This window comes from Sporosarcina sp. P18a (genome assembly GCF_002743135.1).
Classification (GTDB): Bacteria; Bacillota; Bacilli; order Bacillales_A; family Planococcaceae; genus Sporosarcina.
In genome coordinates, this window is sequence record NZ_PDYQ01000001.1 from 138676 (window position 1) to 160702 (window position 22027).

Sequence of the window (22027 nt, forward strand, 5' to 3'; positions counted from 1 at the left end):
ATAGAATGAGCAAGAATAGGTGGAGGAGATAAAGTATGGTCAAAGAATATGATTTGCTTGTGATTGGAACAGGCAGTGCAGGTTCCATTACAGCAACAAAATGTAGGAAAGAAGGCTGGAGCGTCGCAATTATCGATGATCGACCATTGGGTGGGACATGTTCTCAACGGGGGTGCGATCCGAAGAAAGTATTGGTAGAGGCTGCTGAACTGATTGATTGGAATGAACGGATGCAAGGAAAAGGGATTGAAGGAGACAGCAAAATCGATTGGCCTACATTAATGGAATTCAAACGCACATTTACTCAGTCGATACCTGAAGATACCGAAGAGAAATTTGAGAAATTAGGAATTGATATTTATCATGGCAAGGCAGTCTTCCAAAGTGAAAACGAATTGAAGGTCTGCTCGGAAGTATTGAAAGGGAAATATATTTTAATTGCTTCAGGTGCAGAACCTATAAAAATGGGTATCGAAGGTGAAGAATATTTGACGCAGAGTGATGACTTCATGGAATTGGAGTCACTACCAAAAAAGATTGTCTTTATAGGTGGCGGATTTATTTCATTCGAATTTGCGCATCTTGCCGCGAGGGCAGGCTCAGAAGTGCATATTTTGCATAGAAGTGAAAACGCCCTAAAGAAATTTGATCAAGATTTAGTGAAAATGCTGATTAAACGTACAGAAGAAATGGGTGTTCATGTGCATTTGAACACGCCAGTAAATGGAATTGAAAAATGTGGCCATTCATTTGTGGTCAAAGGGGAACAAGAGGATCGCCAAGTAGAATGGAAAGCGGATCTCGTTGTACATGGGGCAGGACGCACACCGGCATTGGATATTGATTTAGAAAAAGGAAATGTACAGCGTGATAAGCAAGGCGTATGTGTCAATGAATACATGCAAAGCGTAAGTAATCCACATGTATATGCAGCCGGAGATGTCGCTTCAAGTGACGTACCTCCATTGACACCCGTCGCCACAACTGAATCACATGTTGTCGCTTCCAATCTTCTAAAAGGGAATAATAAAACGGCAGATTATCCAGTCATTCCATCTGTTGTATACACCGTTCCTAAATTATCATCCGTTGGAATGAGCGAACAAGAGGCAAAAAACTCCGGTTTAAAAATATATGTAAAATCACAAGATATCACCGAGTGGTTCACATATAAACAGACAAATGAAGGGGCCGCGGCATTTAAAGTAATTATCGACCAAGAGAAAGACGTCGTACTTGGTGCTCATTTCTTGGGTGGTGGAGCCGATGAACTGATTAATCTATTTGCGATGGCTATTCGATTCCAAATTCCTCTTATAGAATTAAAGAAAATGCCATTCGCGTATCCAACGATAGCTTCCGATATTTCTTATATGGTGTAAAAAATCATTGCAACTCTCTATCCTGTAAGTGGATAGAGGGTTTTTAGTTACTAGTAAAAAGGAGAGTATTCTGTACACTACTATGAAATTGACTCTTCAAACCTCGCTACGTTATCCTGAAGAATGAGGCTGTTATAGTGTAAATAATCCGATGAAGTACATAGTAAATAGGAGGAAAAGAGACGATGATCAAGCGAGCATTAACTATCGCTGGTTCCGCTGCACGTGGAGGAGCAGGAATCCAAGCAGATTTGAAAACATTCCAGGAATTTGATGTTTTTGGCACCACAGCGGTCACAGCGATTGTTGCAAGAAATCCACGTACTGGACAAGGTATATTCCCTCAATCTTGGGAAGCGATTGAAGCGCAATTAGTGACGATAGATGAAGATATCGGTATCGATGCAATGAAGACTGGCATGTTGTTTACAAAAGAAATTATTGTCAATGTAACGAAATGGATTCAGCAGTCTGACGTTCAAAATATTGTAGTAGATCCCGTGATGATCGGAAAGATGGGCTCTGCGTTATTGAAAGACAATGCAATGGAGGCGATGCAAAAGCAATTGATTCCTCTTGCGACAGTCATTACGCCGAATATGCCTGAAGCATCTTACTTATTGGGCGGTATGGACTTGAGATCTGTAGTGGATTTAAAGGAAGCTGCACGTCGTTTGTTTGAATTTGGACCGAAGTTCGTATTAGTGAAAGGTGGAAGATTGGAAGGGCCGGCAGTAGATGTGCTGTATGACGGTGAACAGTTTTATCTACTTGAAGCTCCCAGAATGGACACGGTGAATACGAATGGTGCGGGTTGTAGTTACTCTGCTGCTATCGCGGCAGGCTTGGCAAAAGGACAAACGGTACAAAATGCCGTAGTGGAAGCGAAGAAGTTCATCACAGCAGGCATTCGACGTTCATTGACCTTCAAACAAGGTGTGGGGCCAATCTATCACGCGGCGTATGGTAAGTACGATGAAGTGAGCTGTAAAGTAACTATTGAGCAAGTATGAAAAAAGGATGTCTTAGAAGGAGTAACATTTCTAAGATATCTTTTTGCGCGTCACTTACTAATAGTAAGTTCATAACGAGGTTACTATTAGTAAGCTTGTTTGTCAAACCTAGGTATGATAAAGTGAAAGGAGTACAGGATTGGGGTTTTGCTAATGAAGAAAAATGAAGAGTTTGTTCAGTCGGTAAATCCTAAAGGTCAAAAAAGTTGCGATAGTTTCCACAACACGATCGAGTTTATCGGTAAGCGTTGGATGGGAATTATTATTTATCATTTATTAGACGGACCGAAGAGGTTCTTTGAATTATCGACGGAGATCGAAGGGATATCAGATCGTCTTTTAACGGAGAGATTGCGTGATTTAGAAGCACATGGCTTGGTCATTAAAAATCAGTCCGATCCAAAGATCAGAAAAGTCGAGTACGAACTTACGCCGAAAGGGAAAGAATTGGAAGACATTATTCAGGCCATTTTTGAGTGGGTAAAGAAAAATGGTTGTTGTTATGAGGAGTGAATGCATTGATAAGAGAACAGGCAAAACATTTTAGCGGAATTCCGTTATCGATATTAGACTTAGCAATGATCAATGAAGGAAGTCATGCAGGACAGTCATTTAAGAATAGTGTAGATCTTGCACAGCATGCAGAGGATTGGGGATTCAATCGCTACTGGCTGGCGGAGCATCATAATATGCCTGGTGTTGCGAGTTCCGCTACTTCTATTATCATAGGACATGTAGCGCAGATGACGAAAGATATTCGAGTGGGCTCTGGCGGTGTCATGTTGCCAAACCACGCACCGCTAGTTATTGCGGAACAGTTCGGTACACTCGATGCTATGTATCCAGGTCGTATTGACTTAGGGCTAGGCCGTGCACCTGGAAGTGACCAGGCGACAGCGTATGCACTTCGCCGGACATTACAAAGCGGTGGAGAAGATTTCCCACAACAACTAGAAGAATTACGTATGTATTTTGCGGGCAATCCGACTGATCGTGTTCGAGCATTTCCTGGAGCAGGACAGGACGTTCCGATTTGGTTGCTTGGTTCAAGCGGCTTTAGTGCGCAGTTATCTGCGGAACTCGGCTTACCGTTTTCGTTCGCCAGTCACTTTGCACCGCAGTTTATGATGCAGGCTCTGCAAATTTATCATCAAAATTTCCGACCGTCGAAAGATCTTCAGAAGCCCTATGTAATGATGGGAGTTAATTTAATTGCAGCGGATACGGATGAAAAGGCACAATACTTGGCTACATCCATGCAGCAGCAGTTTCTAAATATCCGACAAGGTAAGATGACGCAATTTACTCCTCCAATTGAAGATATTCATGCGGCATGGTCACCATTTGAGCAAGAAGCGGTTGCACAGCAAAGCCAAGCACCGTCTGTCATCATTGGAAGTCCGGAAACCGTGAAACGGGAGCTAGAAGAGTTCGTGGAAATGACGAAAGCAGATGAGCTGATCATCAGTTCAGGAATCTTTAATCATGAAGAGCGACTTCGTTCATATGAAATCCTAAGTGAAATAATGAAGTAAAAGAAAAAGCATCCGCCTTGCAGGAAAAACTGCTTGGCGGATGTTTTTTGTTCTTACTGTGTGTCAATCTCTTCAGTCAGTCTTTCAATTTCATCGATTAACTCACCGATATAGGAGATCGTATCGCGCAACGGTTTGTCTGTTGTGATATCGATTCCTGCCATTTTCGCGAGATCGGCTGGTTTTTTTGAACCACCTGCACGAAGAGTATTGAGCCAATCTTCAACGGCTGGTTTTCCTTCGTTCAATACGCGTTTTGCCATTTCAGTAGAAATGGTTAATCCAGCACTATATGTGTATGGATATAAGCCCATGTAATAGTGTGGTTGACGCATCCATGTCAATTCTGCGCCATCATTCATCTTCACGCTATCGCCCCAGAATTCTTCGAGTACACCGCGCTTCAAATCGTTTAAAATAGTCGCATTGACATGGCCACCTGCATCTACTCGTTCGTACACTTTGCGCTGGAACTCTGCTTCAAGTAAATGCGTCACGAAGTTATGGTAATACGTTCGTGCGACGATGGAAGATAGTACCCAACGCTTAAATTTAGGGTCAGCGGAATTTTTCAATAAGTGATTGGCCATCAGCATCTCATTCATCGTAGAAGGCGCTTCAATGAAGTACAGTGACGATTCCGAATTGAACAGATTTTGCGCCTCATGGGCATAGTTGAAATGTCCGGCATGACCTAATTCATGCGCTAAGACAAAGACATCTTCCATGCTACCTGTCCAAGAAATCAAGATAAATGAGCCTTGACCATAAGGACTTGCACAAAATGCACCTGTTGATTTACCTTCATTTTGAGCAAAATCAATCCAGCGTTCCGAATAGGCACGGTTCACCATGTCAAGATAGTGATCGCCCATAACAGCAAGCGCATCATTCATATATTTCTTCGACTCCTCCACTGTAATGGAAGGCTCATATAACGGATCGATTGGCATTTTTAAGTCCGCAAACGTTATTTCGTCGAGACTATATATTTTCTGAAGAAGTTTTGCGTACTTTCGCATATGTGGTGCGAGTTCTTCCATAATCACATCGATTTGGCGATTGTACATAGAACGATCTACATCTTGTTCCATCAATAAATAGTCAATAACGGAGTCATACCCACGTAAGTCAGAGATCGTTTTCTCCATTTGTACATGCATGTCATATGTTTTGGCTGTTGTGTGTTGATATTTACGCAACGTATCGCTGAATGTTTGAAACGCTGCACGTCTTACCGATGTTTTTGGTTCAGACTCCCATTTACCTTCAAATGAAACATAGCTCAGTGGATAGGTTTTTCCATCTGTAATGAAGTCAGGGAAGTCGATATCTGCCATTTTCGTTGTATTATACATCGAATAGGGTGCTTGGAAAGAAGCAGAGAATGCAGCGAGTGTCTTCTCCACTTCAGGATGTAATTGATGCGGTTTTTCCCGAATGATTTTATCGAATACAGTTGCATACTCCCGAGACTGTTTACTTGCTTGTTGTAAAGTCTCCTCGGAAAGCGCAGTCAATTCACTCATCATGAAAGAAGTTTGACTACCGATTTTGGCAGCGATTGAACCAAATCTGCTCTCTCTCATTTGGGCAGCATCATTTGTTAAATCAACACTTGCCGTCAGCTCAGCATAACTAGCGATCTTGACCAGTTTCTCTTGTAAGCTACGATAGGCATCCAACGCTTGAATAGCTGAAGTTGAATCTATGATCGTACCTTTATAGTTTTTCAGAAAAGCAATCGCTTCCGTTTCAGTATCTTTTACTGCGTTCTCGTAGTCCTGTTCATTTTCAAATAAGGTTTGTAAATTCCAGGTTTCTTGTTCGTTAACTTGTGCACGTTTAGGTAAGCTTTTCACCAATGTGAATCTCTCCTTCAAATCGATTATTCGGTTTTCGAATTAAATAACAGTATAATACAATGAATGTTCACAGTACAAAATTATGGTTTATTGGAAAGTATAAATTCCGTTAGCCAATCAACCTGTAAGGGGCCATTGACAACCTTATAATACAGACGGTCATTGTGGATTAATATCCCTTCCTCAATCAATATCGTCATACGATTTCCTTCTTCATCGTGTAAATCGATTGTGAAGAGCGGTTGGTCATCAAACAATTGTAATGTATCCGGATCCATCCGCTCATAATCATATGTTTGGAGAAATTGAAGTAGGCGGTCAACTTCTTCACCTTGATCTACTCGCCACGTAACGGCTTGCTGGTTTTGCAGACCAGGTTGCCGAAAAGTAATGAATGAATAGGGAGATAAACCGTTCAGTTGTTGTTCTTGCAATCGCTCAAAGGGATGGGAGGCAGCTTCGTCGATTGACTGAATCATGACATAAAATCCTCCAGCCACTAATAATGCCAAGATAACTCCACGTATCTTCATACGATCCCCCTCCTTCCATAAAGTATCGTTTCTCACTAGTATATGAATGTAATCAAGAAGATACGCATATAACTGTCCATACTCTAAACGATATTTTGTTTTAGGTCGATATTTTAATATTCAGAATGTATAATAGAGGGTATTCATCTGAAAGGGAGGCGATCAATATGAAAGAATATGTGACACATGCTATTCAGGATAATTATGCGGATGACTTTTCATGGTGTTATGGTTGCGGACGGCTCAACGAGGAAGGGAACCATTTCCGAACTGGTTGGGAAGGAGAGCAAACCGTTACGTATTCATTACCACCTGAAAAATATACGGCAATTCCGGGATTTGTGTATGGTGGATTTCTTGCTTCATTTATGGATTGCCACGGCACAGGATCTTGTGCACTTGCCCTACATCGAAAGAACGGTCATGAACCTAGTGACGGGACTGTACCGCCGCGTTTTGTGACAGCTTCCTTGCAGATTACCTACAGTAAACCGACTCCTCAAGGAAAAGTATTGAAAGCGATTGGAAACGTTACGGAAATTCATCCGAAGAAGTGGAAAGTAGCTATAGAAATTTACGCTGAAGATGAATTATGCGCTTCTGGGGAAGTGATTGGAGTTGTAATGCCTACTACATTCACCAAGTAAAATAGACAACTAGATGAGGTGTGAACAGAAAGTATGAGTAAATCTTCACAAACCGCCGTAGCGAATCCGGTATTTCCCATCATGATTGCGATTGCGGTCTGTCATTTATTTAACGACACGCTACAGGCAGTGATTCCAGCTATGTTGCCGATTCTGGAAAAAGAATATCAATTTAGTTATAAACAATTAGGGTATATTGTTTTTGCTCTAAATATTGTAGCTTCTCTACTTCAACCAGTTGTAGGATATCTAAGTGATCGCAAACCCAAGCCGTTTGCGTTGCCGATTGGCATGACATGTTCTTTAATTGGAATGGTGGGGCTAGCATTAGCACCAAGCTATTGGCTGATCATTGTATCTGTTATGCTGCTAGGATTGGGATCAGCCATTTTTCACCCTGAAGGTTCTCGCGTGTCATTTTTGGCGGCAGGAGACAAGCGTGGACTTTCACAGTCTATCTATCAAGTAGGAGGTAACTCGGGACAAGCACTCGCACCTTTGATCAGCGCTTTCGTCCTCGTTCCTCTCGGCCAAATAGGAGCAGCTGTTTTTGTATTAGTAGCTGCTGCTGGGATTGCTTTACTAACTCGAATCTCGATCTGGTATAAGAAACAGCTGAATGAAGAGCGTTTAGGTACGCGGAAGAAAGTATTATTAACGACATTGGAAAGTTTGTCAAAAAGACAAATCACCCTCGCGCTGACTTTATTAATGATTATTATATTTGCGCGTTCATTCTATGTGACGAATATTACGAGCTTCTATATTTTCTATTTGATAGAATACTATGGCATGACGATTCAGCATGGCCAGTTGTACATTTTCTTATTCTTGGCCCTGGGTGCTGTCGGGACATTTTTCGGTGGACCCATGGCTGACAGAATAGGACGAAAAAAAGTGATCGTCTTATCGCTTATTGTGCCTTTACCACTTAGTTTGTTGCTGCCGTATGCACCCGTGCCTGGAATCATTTTATTATTATTAGCGATCGGATTCTTTATTATGCTTAGTTTTTCCGTCACGGTAATCTATGCCCAAGAACTCGTACCTTCCAAAATTGGTACCATGGCGGGACTAACAGTAGGATTAGCGTTCGGAATGGGGGCAATCGGTGCAGTTGCCATTGGAACACTTATCGACTCGATCGGTATTTATCAAACGATGATCATCACGTCATTCTTGCCGTTCATTGGTCTAGTCGGATTAGCTTTACCTAGTGATCAAAAGATTACATCAGCTACATAATCAGATTATTAGTGTTATCATCATGAAGAGAAGGTGTACAGAATGAAAATAGTCAATAATATGGCGGAATTAATCGGAGAGACTCCGCTTGTAAAAGTACGAACGCTCGGTGAAACTACTGGCGCTGAGGTGTATGTGAAATTGGAGTATTTCAATCCAAGCCGTAGTGTAAAAGATCGCGCGGCTTATCAAATGCTTGTAGAAGCCGAGAAAACGGGGGTACTAAAACCCGGTGCCACGATTATTGAGCCGACGTCAGGAAACACGGGAATTGGCTTGGCCATGAATGCTGCAGCAAAAGGATACCCAGCCATTTTTGTTATGCCAGATAACTCTACGATTGAGCGTATTAACTTAATGAAAGCCTATGGAGCGGAGGTTGTATTGACACCTAGCTCAGAACGTATGCCAGGTGCGATCTCTAAAGCGAATGAAATTTCGGAGTCCATCGAAAATAGTTTTATTCCGATGCAGTTTGAAAATGAAGCGAACCCTGATAGTCATCGCCATACGACGGCTGTAGAAATTATAGAAGCCATTCAATCCATCAATCGTAAATTAACAGCATTTGTCTGTACTTCAGGAACAGGTGGTACGGTAACAGGTACAGGTGAATCATTAAAAGAGCATGACCCGGCTATTACAGTGCACGTGGTTGAACCTGCAGGGTCACCGGTATTATCAGGTGGCAAACCAGGCAAACATAAACTGGTAGGTACCAGTCCTGGATTTATTCCAACTGTATTAAATACCGATGTATACGATGAGATTTTCCGAATTGAAGATGACGACGCATATACTACCGTCAGACAATTCGCAAGACAAGAAGGAGTTTTGCTCGGGCCGTCAGGTGGTGCATCACTGTATGCAGCATTGCAAGTGGCGAAACGTTTAACTCCTGAAGATACAGTCGTTTGTATTGCACCCGATTCTGGTGAAAGATATTTATCGAGTGATTTATTTCAATAATACCCACAAGCAAAAACCTCTTCCCACGTCGGGTAGAGGTTTTTTAGCGTAGAATTTCGGAATAAAAATGATAGAAAGCTATTACCTATAGCATTTAATCACATGTTTTTAAATAGATTGAAAAAATAATTAGAAATCCTATTGACAAAACCTACGTAAATGGTAGATTATATATATACAAAACATATAAAGTTAGTAGGAATTAAAAAACGGAATGACACAAAAATATTTATGAGGGGGAATCAACATGTATTTGAAAATTGAAGGCATTGAAAAGAGCTTTCCCCACAAAGAAAAGGGAACGGTCAAAGTACTAGATCACATCAACCTTGAAATAGAAAAAGGACAGTTTGTTTCTATAGTAGGTCCGTCAGGTTGCGGAAAGTCCACTATGTTGTATTTGATTGCGGGACTTGAAAAAGCTGAGCAAGGGAAAATTAGTATTAACGGAAAAGAAGTAAAAGGGTCGGGTTCAGATCGAGTGGTCGTTTTCCAAGAAGCGGGGTTGTTCCCCTGGCTGACAGTACTCGATAACGTTACATACGGTTTACTTTTAAAGAAGATGTCGAAGAAAGAAGCGGAACAAAAAGCGATTGAAATGTTGAAAATGGTCCACTTGGGGAATTACATTAATTCCTATCCGCATGAATTATCAGGGGGAATGAAGCAACGCGTATCCATCGCGCGTGCGCTTGTAATGGAGCCGGATATCCTATTAATGGATGAACCATTCGCGGCATTGGATGAACAAACGCGCATGGTACTTCATAAAGAGTTATTGGATATTTGGAGAAAAACGAAAGTAACCGTTCTCTTCATTACACATAATATTCGTGAAGCGGTATTACTTTCACAAAAGATTGTCGTGTTTGCGACACGTCCTGGGAAAATTAAAGCGACCTTCAAATCCAATGATACAAAAGATGGCGTCATGCCAAATGACGTGACGTTGCAACTCGAAAAGCAGATTTTGGCTGAACTTCAAGAAGAAATAGAGAAAGTGTTGAAGGAGGAGATGGGCGATGACTACAGCTTTAAGACGAATAGTGTTTCTCGGGATACTAGTGGCGATATGGGAAGTCACATCTAGGCTATCGGATTTACCCGATTTTATGTTTCCGAGTTTCACACAAGTTATGTCGACTTTGATTTCTGGACTCATCTCCGGTCAAATCCTCATTGCAATTGGTGCAAGCCTTAGCAGATTGTTAATTGGATTCACGATTGCTTCTGTACTTGGACTGGTGCTTGGTTATTTGATTTGGCGATACAAAATAGTGGAAGACACACTTGGTTTTCTAGTGACAGCTTTACAGTCTATTCCAAGTATTGTCTGGTTTCCACTTGCGATCATCTGGTTCGGTCTCAATGATTTTGCTATTTTATTTATCGTTACATTAGGGGCTACTTGGACGATGATCGTTAACGCAACAAGCGGCTTTAAAAACGTACCGGTATTATATCAGCGTGTTGCCAAGTCACTAGGATCTAGCGGTTTTCACTTTTTGCGGAGTGTGATCTTGCCAGCGTCCGTACCACAATTAATTTCTGGATTACGCATCGCGTGGGCATTCTCATGGCGTGCACTCATGGCAGGGGAATTACTAGGTGCCGGCGTCGGTCTCGGTCAACTACTAGAATCAGGACGCGCACTCGGTCAAATGGATTTAGTTATTTCTGTCATGATTATCATCGGTGTTATTGGAACTATTATGGATAATGTATTATTTTTGCGTTTGGAACGCAGTGTTGAAAGAAAATGGGGAATACGGGCGTGACACGCTCTAAGAAAAGGGGATCATTATATGAATAAGAAACTATTGGGTGTATTGCTTTCAGTATTAGCAATTGCGGGAATTTTGTCAGGATGTGGGAAAACGGAGGTAGACAGCGCGGATAAAAAAGAAGTAAAGATTGGATACTTCCCGAACTTAACACATATCGCAACAATCGTTGGACTAGAAAATAATTATTTCGCGGAAGAGTTCGGTGAAGACATTAAGATTACGACGAAGACAGTTAGTAACGGTGGGTTATTCATGGAAGCAATGGCTTCTAATTCGATAGACATCGGAACAGTAGGACCTGGACCTGTAATCAACTATTATGTAAAAGATCCAAAGTATCATATTGTTTCTGGAGCAGTAAATGGCGGCGCGGTATTGGTAGCCAACGGTAAAAGTGGAATTAATGAATTAGGTGATCTTGACGGTAAGATAATTGCAATTCCTGTAATCGGCAGTACGCAAGATGTAATGTTACGTAAAGCGTTGAAAGACGTGGACCTAAAAGCAAAATCTAACGGAGGAACAGTTGAGTTTTTCGCATCTGCACCAGCGGATACAGCAACATTATTCATTCAAGATTCAGTTGACGGCGCAGCAACACAAGAACCGTGGGGATATATTTTACAAAATCAGGCGAATGGTAAACTGATTCTTGACTGGGAAGACTTTGCTTGGGGTAAAGAATCTACGAACACAGTTGTAGCAACAAGCGATGCGTTTTTGAAAAACGAAAAACTATCGACTGCTTATTTGACAGCCCATGCCAAAGCAGTTCAATTCATTCGTGATGAGCCAGAAAAAGCACAAGAACTAGTAGTGAAGCATATCAAAGATCTGACTGGTAAAGAAATAGCCAGTGATGAATTGGAAGCAGCCTTCACACGAATCGAAGTTACAACAGATGTAAATGAGGACGTATTGCAAGAGATGGCTGATATCAGTCAAGAAGCAGATTATATCAAAACAAATGAAATCGATGGATTGATTGATCTAGATGCCATTAAAAAAATTACAGCAAACTAATACTAAGCGAGTATCCATTGTGGATGCTCGTTTTTCTATTTTCGTATCGTTTGATAAGTAGCAATAAAACAAGATATGCTAGAATGTAGGTAGAACATAATTTCGCTAGTTGAAAGGATGAAGACAGTGCTGGCAGATTTATTGAACGAATCAAAACGTACCATTGTCTATACTGGAGCAGGAATGTCGACAGAAAGCGGACTACCAGATTTTCGTTCTGCTAAAACGGGCATGTGGGAAACAGAAGATCCTGCTAAAGTGGCGAGCGTAACTGCTCTCAATCAACAAGTAGAACAGTTTTTTCAGTTTTATAAACAACGTGTCATAGCAGCAAAAGAAACAGGACCGCATAAAGGACATGATATTTTAGCTAAGTGGGAAAAAAATGGCTTGATCGATGGAATTATTACGCAAAATGTCGATGGTTTCCATACGATGGCGGGGTCAAAAAACGTCATGGAACTTCATGGGACACTTCGTCATGTCCATTGTGAAACGTGTGGAAAAGTATACGGTAACGAACGCTACGAACAAGAGGAGTTTTACTGCGATTGTGGCGGTAAGTTGCGTCCATCTGTTGTCTTATTTGGAGAAATGCTGCCAGAAGAAGCATTTATTCAAGCGATATTTGAAAGTGAGAAAGCAGACCTCTTCATTGTTTTAGGTTCATCATTAACCGTTACACCTGCGAATCAATTTCCGCTGATTGCAAAAGAGCAAGGCGCGAAGTTAGTCATTATCAATATGGAGCCTACAGAAATGGATCACTTTGCCGATCTCGTTATCAATGAACGCAAAATCGGAGAAATATTGAATGAGGCGGATCAAAAAGTGGATAGTAAGTAATTTGAGATAGAAGAATGAGCGTAGTAAACGGAGGATTTTCATATCACCCTTTTGTTACGCTGTTCTTCTTGTCTCTATTTTATAGATGAAAAGAGGGGAATCGATTTGAAAATTTTTCATACCGCAGACTGGCATCTCGGTAAACTCGTCCAAGGAATCTATATGACAGAAGATCAGCGTTATATATTGCAAGCTTTTATAGAAGAGATAAAGAGAGAACAACCGGATATGGTCATTATAGCGGGAGATCTGTATGATCGCGCAATTCCGCCAACTGAAGCGGTAGGTTTATTGAATGAAGTTCTACAGGAGATTGTTATCGATTTAAAAATACCTGTCATCGCTATTGCAGGAAATCACGATAGCCCTAGCCGTCTTCATTTTGGAAGTACCTTCATGAAAGACCAAGGTTTATACATAACAGGAGAATTGTCCCCGAACTTGTCGCCAGTCAAGCTTCAAGACCCCTATGGTGATGTCTATTTTCATTTAGTACCATACGCGGATCCTTCCGTTGTTAGTCACTTGCTCGAAGATGAGTCGATTTCCAGTCATCAACAAGCTATGAAGAAAATCATCGAGCGTATAGAGAAGTCTATGGATCAGGATGCTCGACATGTTTTCGTTGGTCACGCATTCATCACTACGCATGGTGAGAAAGAGGAGAATACAAGTGACGCAGAACGACCCTTATCGATTGGTGGGGCTGAATATGTTTCTTCAGATTTGTTTGAGCCGTTTCATTATACGGCGCTTGGTCACTTACATCAGGCGCATTTCGTAGGCAATGAAACGATTCGTTACTCAGGTTCACCATTAAAGTATTCAATATCGGAAGAGAATCATCAAAAAGGGTATCTCATTGTGGAGCTCGGAAGAAATGGCACAGTGGAAATTGAGAAAAGATTACTCACTCCTCTTCATGATGTTAGAACGGTTGAAGGAACGATGGAAGATCTATTAATGATGTCTCACAATGAAGACTATGTGTTCGTCAAGTTGCTTGATACGGTACCAGTCATACAACCGATGGAGAAAATCCGTTCTGTCTTTCCGAATGCCATGCATGTAGAACGTAAACTTTTTGCTTCTTCTACAGACAGTCTTGGCGGAACAGTGAATGTTGAGAAAAAAGAAGACGACCAAGCAATGTTTGCTTCCTTCTTTAAAGAACTTCAAGGCGAAGAAGTAGACGAAGAAACGAAAGAGTTATTCGCTGAAGTTTTGTGGGACGTTATGAAGGAGGAAGAACGTGCATGAAACCCATTATATTAACGATGACAGCATTTGGACCGTATAAAGATAAGGAAGTTATTGATTTTCGTGATTTGAAAGATCATCGTTTATTTGTCATTTCCGGAAAAACGGGTGCTGGCAAAACCACAATCTTTGACGGCATCTGTTTCGCATTATATGGACAGGCAAGTGGAGAGGATCGCACTGACACAAAAGCGTTGCGCAGTCAGTTTGCGCATGATGACATGCAGACGACTGTAGAGTTAACTTTTGATATCCATAAGCGGAGATTTCGTGTCGTGCGTCAGATTCCTTACAGAAAAAAAGGCAATAAATCGGATACGTTAGGACGCTGCGAATTATTTGAAGAAAAAGACGAGCAATTCGTTCCGGCGGTAGATCGCCAAATTGTTACGGAGGTAAATGAAAAGATCGAACAGTTGCTAGGCTTTACGCACGCACAGTTTAGTCAGATCATGATGTTGCCTCAGGGGGAATTTCGCAAATTCTTAACATCCGATACGGCAAATAAGGAAGCCATCATGCGGAAAATCTTTAAAACGGAACCGTACCAGAAGATCGTAGAACAGTTAAAAGTAAAAAAAGAAGAAGCGAATGCGGAATATCTTCGTGAAAAACAATTGGGTGACACGATTCTTCATCAAATACCAGCGAAGTTACCCACGCGCGACTCTTTATTATTTACAGAATTACAATCAGAGTACCCCAACTACCATCAGCTTCTAGTAGGTCTTCAACAAGAACATGCCTATCATGAGATACAATCTAAAGAAACTCATAAAGAATATACTAGACTCTATAAAGTTCATAACGAAAAACAACAAGAATTACATGAAGCTCGTTCAATTAATGAACAATTTGCTCAGTTGCTGCAACGCCAAAAAGAATTAGATGGATTGCAGGCGAAACAACCAGAGATGAAAAGTCTTGAACAGCAATTGCAGCAAGCAGAACGGGCCGCGAGATTAGAAGATTTAGAACAACAAGTGAAGTCTAATGTAATGGAATGGCAGAAAAAAGATCGAGGATATTCTGAAACTGTCACGTTTCTCGCTGATGCGGAGAGAAAGCTAGTGTCGGCAAAGGCTTCTTATGAACAGGAACTAGCTAAGGAATCTGAGCGAAATGAAGTAAAAGAACAGTTACTTACACTAAAAAATTTACTTCCAATCGTATCCGGACTCGCAGAACAACGTCAAGTGTTAGAGGAACTTACGAACACGGTAGTTCGAGTAGAGAAATCTTTGCTAGGAAATCAGCAAGCAGCAAAGCAACAAAAAGAAGCCATGACCGTGCAGAAAAATGAAATTAGTGAATTGGAAACTTCATTAGAAGACTACGAACAGTTGGTGGATCAACTTTCAACTAGCAAAGCCGTCGCAAAGCAAGTGGCTTTATACAAGCAACAGCTTACACAACAATACGAACTGGAAACACATTTTACAACCGCTAAGCAACAAGTAGAGCAGTATACAGTTGTCTATCAAGCTCTTGAAAATCGTTGGATTAGTAATCAGGCGGTAGCCCTTGCTGCTTCACTTCATGACGGAGAGTCTTGCCCAGTTTGCGGTAGTGTCGACCATCCAGCTAAAGCCGAAGTTGCAGAAGACGAGCACATATCGAAGCAACAATTAGACACAGCTAAACTAGAGTTAACGAATAAAGTACAGACTTTCCATACTAAGCAGGCGGAATTGCAACAACTTAAGCAACGTATTGAATTAAGTAAAGCTGAATTGGATGAGCAACAAGTAGATTTGAATCGTGATCATCAAAAAGAACAGGCAGATTTGACGGAAAAAGTAGCTGTCCTTAGAAATAAGCGAGAGTCGTTGAAACAAAAGAAAGACCAACAAAACCAAGCGCAGAAGGCCATGGATGAACTCACTAAAGAACTGAATACATTGGAACAGCAGCGCAATGAATCAAAAGCAGAGCTTGAAACGAAACGAGCTCTCTATAACTATGCACTAACGAAGGTTCCTGAAAATCTACAGGAACTATCCGCATTGCAACAACAAATTACATCTAAAGAAACAATAAGTCAACAACTTGAAAGTGCTTGGAAAACGATTCAACAGAAATTACAAGACGCCTCAACTGAGAAAATAAAATGTGAATCCCGAGAGGTTTTGGAGAAGAAGTCCTTAGCAGATATGAAAGCAAAGGTAGACCATAGTTCAGCTTCCTTTACAAAACGGCTGACAGAAGAAGGCTTTACCTCGGAAGAGAATTATAGGCAAGTGAAACTGCCGACTTCAAAGCGTCAGGCTATTCAGCAACAACTTCAAGTGTTCGCCCAAACGCTTCATACATTACAATCATCCGTAGAAGAACTCAAGAAGTCTGTAGATGGCAAACAGCGAACGGATATGGAAGTGATGGAGCACGAGGTTGAAACAATGAAAACACAATATGAAGAGGCGTTTGCTCTCTGCAATCAATCAAAAGCACGGGAACAAGCAGCGCAGGATCTATACAATGAATTAAAAAATAGCAAATCTAAGGAAGCCGAGTTAGAAAAGACATATGGAAAAATTGTGAATCTCTACGATCTAATCCGTGGTCAAAACCATTTGAAAATTTCCTTTGAGCGCTATATTCAAATCGAGTATTTGGAGCGCATCATTCAAGCTGCGAATATTCGCCTGCGTGATCTTTCAAATGGACAATATGAACTCGTCCGTAGTGACCGTCAAGAAACTAGAGGGAAACAAAGTGGCTTAGGTATAGATGTTCATGACGCATATACAGGGCAGACACGAGACGTTAAAACGCTATCAGGCGGTGAAAAATTTAATGCCTCTTTATGTTTGGCGCTGGGTATGGCAGATGTCATTCAAAGCTTCCAAGGCGCTGTACGTATGGAGACGATGTTTATTGATGAAGGATTCGGCGCATTGGATGAAGAGGCTATAGCAAAAGCTATAGATACACTCATCGCGCTTCAGCAGTCAGGGAGAATGATCGGTATCATTTCCCATATCGATGAAATGAAAGAGGCTATTCCTGCTACATTGCAAGTAACTAAATGGAGAGAAGGTTACAGCAAAACGAAATTTGTACTGAGTTGATTAGCCGGGGGAGTAAGACGTAGCTAATCGACTTTGAAATGGAATTCACAAACTATCCAATACACGTCTTTTCACTTAATCATCTTATCAATCCAAACTGATCTCTACGGAGGTCAGTTTTTTCTATTTTTAAAAAATCCATTGTGGGTCCTGGTGAATAGTCTGTAAGTTGACAATATAGACAAAAGTTAAATGATTTGACTGGCTGTTGATTTTCCAAATTGAGAAGAGTAATATAAGGGAACGCAATATATTGCATACAAATTAAAGCTGTTGACTTTGGGAGGATTTTTATACATATGGAGAACAAACTATCATTTTCATCAAGTCTTGTTATTGGGGTTATGCTATTTGCCTTATTTTTTGGTGCAGGTAATTTAATTTTTCCTGCCGAGCTTGGACAGCTGGCTGGAGATCAAACGTGGAAAGCTATGGCTGGCTTTTTATTTACTGGAGTAGGTTTGCCTTTTTTAGGTATTTTGGCTATTGGTTTCTCTGGCAAGAAAGATTTGCAAGACTTGGCAAGTCGAATTCACCCAGTCTACGCTGTTCTATTTACAGCAATACTTTACTTGACGATTGGCCCGTTTTTTGCAGCACCACGAACAGGGGCTGTGGCATTTGATATTGGTGTTGCTCCATTTTTACATGGTTTCCCTATTGATATTGCCCGTTTTTTATTTACACTCGTGTTCTTTGGTATTAGCATGTGGCTATCATTGAATCCTGCAAAGATCGTTGATCGAGTCGGTAAATATTTGTCACCACTCATCATTATTATATTGATTGGCTTAATTGGTATGACGCTTCTTAATCCAATGGGAAGTGCGCAAGTTTCGCAAGCCCCTTATAATGAAACACCATTCTTTACAGGTTTTCTTAAGGGATACAATACGATGGATGCACTAGCCTCTCTAGTTTTTGGAATCATCGTCATCAACGCATTGCGTGGGATGGGCATTACTAGTAAAAAACAAATATTGACTTCCACGGCTAAGACAGGATTTGTGGCAGCCGGATTTTTAGCCATTATATATATAGGTATTGCGTATTTAGGTGCTACATCGGTTGATTTATTTGGCTATCTGGATGGCGGGGGTTCCGTGTTAAGCGAAACTTCTTCTTATTTATTCGGTACGACAGGACTATTGTTACTCGGAGTTGTGATTATGCTTGCCTGTCTAACAACGGCTATTGGGCTTTTAACTGCATGTGGCGAGTATTTCCATGCAATCATCCCAAAAGTTAGCTATAAACTTTTTGTAGTATTCTTTTCACTATTCTGTTTGGTCGTAGCGAATTTCGGTCTAGCGAATATTATCAATTACTCAATTCCTGTACTGGTTCTACTGTATCCACTGGCCATGGTATTAATCCTGCTAACATTCACCGGCCCTTTATTCCATCAATCCAGCTTGGTATATCGAACAGCGACTGTAACGGCTTTTCTCGTCAGTTTCGTTGAAGCGCTTGTGAAGTTCTACTCACTAGTAGAGAAGGACATGCCGAATTGGCTTGAGACTGTAGAGGAGGCATATACAGCGTACATTCCATATTATACAGAAGGTGTCGGCTGGTTAGTTCCTGTATTGATTGTGACTGTCGTAACAGCTATTGTGGCGGTGGTACACAATAAAAGAGGGCAAGGTGTCCAAAATATCTTTACTAAAGAAAAAGCATAAAATTAAAACAGGATCCGATTTAGGTCGAATCCTGTTTTCTACTCTATTTATCAATCAACTTTTTCAATCGAACGAAACTCCTCGATCGCGCGCAACCAATTTTCCCTCATAACTTTAGTAACTTGCTCACCATTACGCTTACTCATTAAATCTATGATCTGGTCATGTTCTTCAATCGATTTTTCCGTTAGTATAATGGAATTATGAAAGAAAAGTCTACGCACATGAGCTTGTAATGAGACAAGCATTGAAGAAATATATGGATTATTAGCTGTGTCCACAATGATTTGGTGAAATTTTTCATCGGTTTTCAAAGCTTGAAAATAATCTTCCTTTTCAACTGCTAGCGCGAATTTCTTATTCGTTTCCCGCAATTTCCTAATAATACTTTCGGTTAGGTTTGGTATGGAAAGTTCAGCTGATAATGCTTGCAGCGCAGCGAGTGGCGGGAGTAAGTCCGATATAGATTCCCGATCTACGTCTGTCACTTGTGTTGCTTTACCTGGAAACATTTGAACAAATCCTTGAACTTCTAATAATTGTAGTGACTCACGTATAGGCGTGCGACTCACTCCAAGTGCTTCTGCTAATTCAACGTCATTTAGTTTTTCGCCGGGCTGTAAAGTTCCATCGATAATCCATTTCTGGAGTTGACTAAATGCACTCTCTTTAGCAGTCTTTCGTATGGGTTGTGCGTGGTTAGTTGGTATAGGCAATTTTTCACACCATCTTTCTCCAAAAAGTAGTCTTCCCACTATGTTTATTTCACTCATAACCAATATACAGTATACTACAACTTTTTCCTGTTGTTTAACAGTATTTTGCACAGTGCAGTGAAATAATTAGGAATTGTTATAAGATTTGGATTTTTAAAAGTGTATGATAAATGCAAAAAGTTCTTGTAGTTTCTGCTTATATTTGATAGATTAATGTCTATACATGATTTGCTTTCTCAGTAGATTTAATTTTACGAATCTTTAAAAATGTTATTGCAAATCTAGTAAATGTTTGGTATCGTTTACATGTGTACTATAACAAATTTATATCCGAATACGCTGTAACATATTATCATTTCAACTTGATGATGAAAGCGGTTTCAGTGAGATGGGGGGATTAGGAACTAATTTACTACGCTATATAAAATAGAAAGGGGATTAACTAATGACTAATCAAGTGGCACGTGGGAAATCCACGATGGATTATGAAAAACTTGTTCAAACAGAAGACTTTAAGGGTCTTGTAAAACGGAAAAAGAACTTCGCTACACCTTTTGTTATTTTCTTCTTCGCAGCGTACTTTATTCTTCCACTATTAACTGGTTATACAAAAGTTTTAGAATCACCTGCAATTGGTGCAATGACGTGGACTTGGGTTTATGCATTCTCCATGTTCGTAATGGTATGGGTATTCACGTCCATATACATGAATAAGGCAAAACATTTTGATGATGAAGTGGACAAGATTATAGAGAAAAACGTTTTAAAATAAGGGGGTTGTGTTCATGAGTTGGATTTCATATGTTATATTCTTCGCTGTAATCGCGCTGACACTCTACATTACATATTGGGCGGCAAAGCAGACGACTACAGCAAGTGACTTTTATACTGCCGGTGGTTCATTAACAGGTTGGCAAAATGGTATGGCGATTGCTGGTGACTACTTATCCGCGGCATCTTTCCTAGGTATCGCAGGTGCAATTTCACTTAACGGATTTGACGGCTTCTACTACAGTATTGGTTGGTTAACGGCTTATCTCGTTGTTTTATTCTTAATTGCTGAACCACTACGTAACTTAGGTAAGTTTACGATGGCGGATATGATCGGTGCTCGTTTCGGCGCTAAGAAAGTGCGTGGAGCAGCAGCGTTGAACACAATTACAATCGTAATGTTCTACATGCTTGCACAATTAGTTGGTGCAGGTGCGCTTATTAAATTATTATTCGGTATCGAGTATTGGATGGCAGTTCTAATCGTTGGAACGATGATGTTAATCTACGTTCTATTCGGTGGAATGACCGCGACAAGCTGGGTACAAATTGTCAAGGCAATTCTTCTTATGATGGGTACAATCATTATCTCCTTCTTGGTACTTATGAAGTTTAACTTCAACTTTATCAGTATGTTTGAGGTCATGAAAACGGCTACTCCACATGGTGAAGCGTTCCTTCACTCAGGGGTTGTGTATAAAGACACAATTGGACTTATTTCTGTATTAATTGCATTGGTTTTAGGTACTGCTGGTCTTCCACACATCTTAATGCGTTTCTTCACAGTTAAAGATGCGAAAACAGCACGTTCTTCCGTTATTTATTCTGTATGGATTATTGGTATCTTCTATGTATTGACAATCTTCCTTGGATTTGGCGCAGCTAAATTCGTTGGAGCGGATGCAATCATCGCAGAAAACGCTGCGGGGAACATGGCAGCACCAATGTTGGCTGGAGTTCTTGGAGGGGACGCACTAGAATCCTTCGTTGCAGCTGTTGCATTTGCGACAATCCTAGCAGTTGTTGCAGGTCTTGTACTATCTGGTGCTTCTGCAATCGCTCACGATATTTACGGACAAATCTTCAAAAATGGTAATGTAACCGAGAAACAACAAGTTGCAGCTGCACGTTGGGCATCTATCTCAATCGGTGTTGCTTCTATCCTTCTTGCACTTGGTTCTGAAAAGTTGAACGTTGCGTTCTTAGTATCACTGGCATTCTGTGTTGCTGCATCTGCAAACGTACCAACTATTCTATTAACTATTTATTGGAAGAAGTTCAACACGACAGGTGCTGTTGCTTCCATGTTGACAGGTCTAATCGTTGCACTAGTTCTTGTTGCGATCAGTCCATCAGTCATGAACCCAGTTGAGGGAGCTACTCTTATTACTGGTAATCCAATCTTCCCATATGCTAACCCGGCTATCGTTTCCGTACCAGCAGGTTTCCTTGCTGCTTGGATTGGTACACTTGTTAGCTCTAAGCGACATGAGAAAGATGAAGTTTCTTATGCAGAAGTTCGTTTCAAAGCGGAAACTGGCTACAAAGAGCTTGATCTTTAATAATTAGCTTGATATTCAACCAATGGTTCCCTCTTCTACAAGCACGACAGAAGAGGGAATCATTTTTTATTTAAAGGATACATTATGTAGTTAGATAAGGCATTGATCTTATGTCGACAG

The 22027-nt window shown here is 40.8% G+C and carries 19 protein-coding genes; 16 read left to right on the forward strand and 3 right to left on the reverse strand.

All coding sequences use genetic code 11. The annotated features are described in order from the left end of the window. Positions 1 to 35: 35 nt before the first annotated feature. The 4 genes from CSV75_RS00740 to CSV75_RS00755 all read left to right on the forward strand — a co-directional run bounded on the left by CSV75_RS00740 (position 36) and on the right by CSV75_RS00755 (position 3930). Entirely contained in the window at positions 36 to 1382 is a 1347-nt protein-coding gene (locus tag CSV75_RS00740; protein WP_099674344.1) for a dihydrolipoyl dehydrogenase family protein, read from the forward strand. A 185-nt stretch (positions 1383 to 1567) separates the two neighbouring features. Further along, positions 1568 to 2395, forward strand: a complete 828-nt coding sequence (gene thiD / locus CSV75_RS00745; RefSeq protein WP_099674345.1) for a bifunctional hydroxymethylpyrimidine kinase/phosphomethylpyrimidine kinase — start codon at positions 1568 to 1570, stop codon at positions 2393 to 2395. A 153-nt stretch (positions 2396 to 2548) separates the two neighbouring features. Next, positions 2549 to 2908 carry a winged helix-turn-helix transcriptional regulator gene (locus tag CSV75_RS00750; RefSeq protein WP_099674346.1) on the forward strand — a complete coding sequence of 120 codons (360 nt, stop codon included), beginning with the start codon at positions 2549 to 2551 and terminating at the stop codon, positions 2906 to 2908. After that, positions 2905 to 3930, forward strand: a complete 1026-nt coding sequence (locus CSV75_RS00755; protein ID WP_099672549.1) for an LLM class flavin-dependent oxidoreductase — start codon at positions 2905 to 2907, stop codon at positions 3928 to 3930. The genes CSV75_RS00750 and CSV75_RS00755 overlap by 4 nt, the downstream gene beginning before the upstream one ends. A 53-nt stretch (positions 3931 to 3983) precedes the next feature. Here the strand turns inward: CSV75_RS00755 and pepF are convergent, their stop codons facing one another. Together pepF and CSV75_RS00765 are read right to left on the reverse strand one after the other, a co-directional pair. Continuing rightward, positions 3984 to 5795, reverse strand: a complete 1812-nt coding sequence (gene pepF / locus CSV75_RS00760) for an oligoendopeptidase F (RefSeq protein ID WP_199171274.1) — start codon at positions 5793 to 5795, stop codon at positions 3984 to 3986. Positions 5796 to 5875: 80 nt separating this feature from the next. Continuing rightward, complete coding sequence (locus CSV75_RS00765; protein WP_099674347.1) at positions 5876 to 6328, reverse strand: hypothetical protein; 453 nt, start codon at positions 6326 to 6328, stop codon at positions 5876 to 5878. Positions 6329 to 6495: 167 nt separating this feature from the next. On the opposite strand from CSV75_RS00765, the gene CSV75_RS00770 reads away from it, so the two are divergent. The 10 genes from CSV75_RS00770 to brnQ all read left to right on the forward strand — a co-directional run bounded on the left by CSV75_RS00770 (position 6496) and on the right by brnQ (position 18858). Continuing rightward, entirely contained in the window at positions 6496 to 6975 is a 480-nt protein-coding gene (locus CSV75_RS00770) for a PaaI family thioesterase (RefSeq protein ID WP_099674348.1), read from the forward strand. Between the two features lie 33 nt (positions 6976 to 7008). Continuing rightward, complete coding sequence (locus CSV75_RS00775) at positions 7009 to 8220, forward strand: MFS transporter (protein ID WP_099674349.1); 1212 nt, start codon at positions 7009 to 7011, stop codon at positions 8218 to 8220. A gap of 42 nt (positions 8221 to 8262) precedes the next feature. Continuing rightward, entirely contained in the window at positions 8263 to 9189 is a 927-nt protein-coding gene (cysK, locus tag CSV75_RS00780; protein WP_099674350.1) for a cysteine synthase A, read from the forward strand. A 247-nt stretch (positions 9190 to 9436) separates the two neighbouring features. Next, positions 9437 to 10279 (forward strand): ABC transporter ATP-binding protein, encoded by an 843-nt coding sequence (locus tag CSV75_RS00785; RefSeq protein WP_099636869.1) that lies wholly within the window; start codon positions 9437 to 9439, stop codon positions 10277 to 10279. Then, entirely contained in the window at positions 10212 to 10967 is a 756-nt protein-coding gene (locus tag CSV75_RS00790) for an ABC transporter permease (RefSeq protein ID WP_099674351.1), read from the forward strand. Before CSV75_RS00785 ends, CSV75_RS00790 begins: the two co-directional genes overlap by 68 nt. Positions 10968 to 10994: 27 nt before the next feature. Continuing rightward, complete coding sequence (locus CSV75_RS00795) at positions 10995 to 11999, forward strand: aliphatic sulfonate ABC transporter substrate-binding protein (RefSeq protein WP_099674352.1); 1005 nt, start codon at positions 10995 to 10997, stop codon at positions 11997 to 11999. Between the two features lie 126 nt (positions 12000 to 12125). After that, entirely contained in the window at positions 12126 to 12845 is a 720-nt protein-coding gene (locus CSV75_RS00800) for an NAD-dependent deacylase (protein WP_099674353.1), read from the forward strand. A 105-nt stretch (positions 12846 to 12950) separates the two neighbouring features. Beyond that, positions 12951 to 14105 (forward strand): exonuclease SbcCD subunit D, encoded by a 1155-nt coding sequence (locus CSV75_RS00805; protein ID WP_099674354.1) that lies wholly within the window; start codon positions 12951 to 12953, stop codon positions 14103 to 14105. Beyond that, a complete protein-coding gene (locus tag CSV75_RS00810) occupies positions 14102 to 17176 on the forward strand; it encodes an AAA family ATPase (protein ID WP_099674355.1) in 3075 nt (1024 codons plus the stop codon). Before CSV75_RS00805 ends, CSV75_RS00810 begins: the two co-directional genes overlap by 4 nt. A 299-nt stretch (positions 17177 to 17475) precedes the next feature. Next, positions 17476 to 18858 carry a branched-chain amino acid transport system II carrier protein gene (brnQ, locus tag CSV75_RS00815; protein WP_099674356.1) on the forward strand — a complete coding sequence of 461 codons (1383 nt, stop codon included), beginning with the start codon at positions 17476 to 17478 and terminating at the stop codon, positions 18856 to 18858. 50 nt (positions 18859 to 18908) lie between these two features. Here the strand turns inward: brnQ and CSV75_RS00820 are convergent, their stop codons facing one another. Then, positions 18909 to 19574 carry a GntR family transcriptional regulator gene (locus CSV75_RS00820; RefSeq protein ID WP_099631513.1) on the reverse strand — a complete coding sequence of 222 codons (666 nt, stop codon included), beginning with the start codon at positions 19572 to 19574 and terminating at the stop codon, positions 18909 to 18911. 445 nt (positions 19575 to 20019) lie between these two features. On the opposite strand from CSV75_RS00820, the gene CSV75_RS00825 reads away from it, so the two are divergent. After that, positions 20020 to 20346, forward strand: coding sequence for a DUF485 domain-containing protein (locus tag CSV75_RS00825; RefSeq protein ID WP_099674357.1), 327 nt, complete (start codon positions 20020 to 20022; stop codon positions 20344 to 20346). Between the two features lie 13 nt (positions 20347 to 20359). Then, a complete protein-coding gene (locus CSV75_RS00830) occupies positions 20360 to 21907 on the forward strand; it encodes a solute symporter family protein (protein WP_099674358.1) in 1548 nt (515 codons plus the stop codon). Positions 21908 to 22027 lie beyond the last annotated feature (120 nt).